The organism is Streptomyces sp. NPDC058964 (genome assembly GCF_042741275.1).
Lineage (GTDB): Bacteria > Actinomycetota > Actinomycetes > Streptomycetales > Streptomycetaceae > Streptomyces.
In genome coordinates, this window is sequence record NZ_JBHYKH010000311.1 from 8,202 (window position 1) to 10,586 (window position 2,385).

3 protein-coding genes are annotated in these 2,385 nt (G+C 70.2%); 2 read left to right on the forward strand and 1 reads right to left on the reverse strand.

All coding sequences use genetic code 11. The features are described from left to right. Positions 1-80: 80 nt before the first annotated feature. The gene (locus ACFW2E_RS30495; RefSeq protein WP_384470299.1) at positions 81-737 is read left to right on the forward strand and encodes a CBS domain-containing protein; all 657 of its coding nucleotides are present in this window, start codon (positions 81-83) and stop codon (positions 735-737) included. A 136-nt stretch (positions 738-873) separates the two neighbouring features. Continuing rightward, positions 874-1,578 carry a response regulator gene (locus tag ACFW2E_RS30500; RefSeq protein WP_384470300.1) on the forward strand — a complete coding sequence of 235 codons (705 nt, stop codon included), beginning with the start codon at positions 874-876 and terminating at the stop codon, positions 1,576-1,578. Between the two features lie 21 nt (positions 1,579-1,599). Here ACFW2E_RS30500 and ACFW2E_RS30505 read toward each other — a convergent pair whose 3' ends face one another. After that, positions 1,600-2,382, reverse strand: a complete 783-nt coding sequence (locus ACFW2E_RS30505; protein ID WP_384470302.1) for a CBS domain-containing protein — start codon at positions 2,380-2,382, stop codon at positions 1,600-1,602. Between the last annotated feature and the right edge of the window lie 3 nt (positions 2,383-2,385).

Below are 2,385 nucleotides of genomic sequence, written 5' to 3' on the forward strand. Positions count from 1 at the left end.
GGGGCCCATGTCCCCCCGCTCCCACACCAAGACACGCTGGGAGGAGCACGACATCCCGCCGAGGATCTTAGGGGGTCACCATGTACGGCACCCCGTACATCGTCAGCGATGTCATGACCCACACGGTCGCCTCCGTCGGCCGGTGGGCATCGTTCAAGGTCATCGTGGAGATGATGCAGGACCGGGGGGTCAGCGCGCTGCCCGTGCTCGAAGGCGAGGGGCGGGTCGTCGGCGTGGTCTCCGAGGCCGACCTGCTGCCCACGGAGGAACTCCGGGACAGTCCTGAAGGCGGCTATGCAGTACTGCGCCGACCCGCCGACATGGCGAAGGCCGGTGCGCTCACCGCAGGGGACCTGATGACCTCGCCCGCCGTCACCGTCGATGCGAACGCCACCCTGGCCGAGGCCGCGCGGATCATGGCACGCGAGAAGGTCAAGCGGCTGCCCGTGGTCGACGGATCCGGTGTGCTGACGGGCATGATCAGCCGCGCCGACCTGCTCAAGGTCTTCCTGCGTGACGACGAGGACATCGCCGAGGAGATCCGGCGTGACATCGTGGCGTGCCTCTTCCCGCTGACGTCCTCGGCGATCCAGGTGGATGTTCACGACGGCGTTGCCACGTTGACCGGCAAGGTCCGCGACACGGCCATGGTCCCCGTGGCCGCGCGCCTGGTACGGGCCGTCGAGGGAGTGGTGGACGTGGACTTCGACCTCACCCGGGAGCCGAGCGTGCGGTAGGCGGTGCGCGCCGCCCCCGGTCTGCCCGTCAACGGTCAATGGGACCCGGTCGGCCCTAGTACGTTCGTCGCCCGTGGGCGACGATCGGCTTCGTGGGCAGCTCGCCGTCTGTCCTCCCAGGGACCGAGGGATCGCCATGACCGAGACAAGCACGTTCACGGAGCAGAACCCGATTCGTGTGTTCCTGCTGGACGACCACGAGGTCGTACGCCGTGGCGTGACCGACCTGCTCGACGCCGAACCGGACATCACGGTGGTGGGCGACGCCGACACCGCGGAACACGCCCTTGTCCGGGGACCGGCCCTGCGCCCGCATGTGGCCGTGCTGGACGTGCGCCTGCCGGACGGCGACGGCATCACGGTCTGCCGCGAGCTGCGCAGCCGGATGCCGGAACTCGCGTGTCTGATGCTGACCTCGTTCGACGACGAGGACGCCCTGCTCGACGCGATCATGGCCGGTGCCTCGGGCTACGTCCTGAAGCAGATCAAGGGCTCCGACCTGGTGTCGGCGGTGCGCACCGTCGCCTCGGGCCAGTCGATGCTCGACCCGGCCACCACGGCCCGTCTCATGCGGTCGCTGCGGGCCGACCCGGAAGAGACATCTTCGCTGCCGCCCGAAATGGCGAGCCTGTCGCCCCGGGAACGGGACATCCTCGCCCTGATCGGCGACGGACTGACCAACCGTGAGATCGGCAAGAGGCTGTACCTGTCGGAGAAGACCGTCAAGAACCACACCTCGCGGCTGCTGGCCAAGCTGGGCGTACAGCGCCGCATCCAGGCAGCGGTCCTCGCCTCCCACCTCGACCACCCGGAGGCGAGGGACCACCACTCCACGCGTTGACCACGGTCGGGGAACCCCGGGTCAGACAGCGGCGAGAAGGTTCTTCACCTCGACGACATCGGCGATGGCTTCCACCTCCGCCACCAGCCTGGCCGTGGTGGCGGACGGCATGCGTCCGGTCAGCTCCACGATGCCGTCGTGGACGGCCACCTCCACCCTGGCCCGCTCTCCCGGCGGGCAACAGGCCTCGATCCTGGCCTCGACCTCCGCCCGTATCCCTGCGTCGTCCCTGATGAGGGCCTGGAGAAGCGCGTCGCGGCGCACGACGCCGACCAGGCGGCCCGCACCATCGGTGACCGGGAGCCGCTTGAGCCGGGACAGAGCAGCCAGCCATGCGGCCTCCGCGACGGTCGCGCCCGGGAGCACCGTGATCGCGGGGCTCGTCATCAGGTCGGCGGCCGTCTCGCCGAGCGCCTTGCTGTGCATCCGTCGCTCGCGCAGCCTCCCGATGCGTCCGGGCCGGTGATCGGAAGCCTCGAAGGCGACTTTCGCCAGCAGATCGCTCTCCGAGACGACGCCGGTCACGTGGTCCTCAGCGTCCACGACCGGCACGGCGCCGACCCTCTCGCGCGCGAGGAGCCGGGCGATGTCCCGATACGGCGTGTCTTCGCGCAGGGAGGCCGCGGGTACGTCCATCACGTCCCGCACCAGTGGTTTCGCACCTTCGGGCGGCGAAGGCCGGAGCGAGGGCGCGGCGGCCGCCGGTGCCTGGCGGTCGGTGCCGCCCGCAGGAGCCTCGGCTTCGGCGCGTGCGGCGTGTTCCGCCGCGGCCGTGGCAACGGCTCCCAGGTAGCGGATCAACATGTC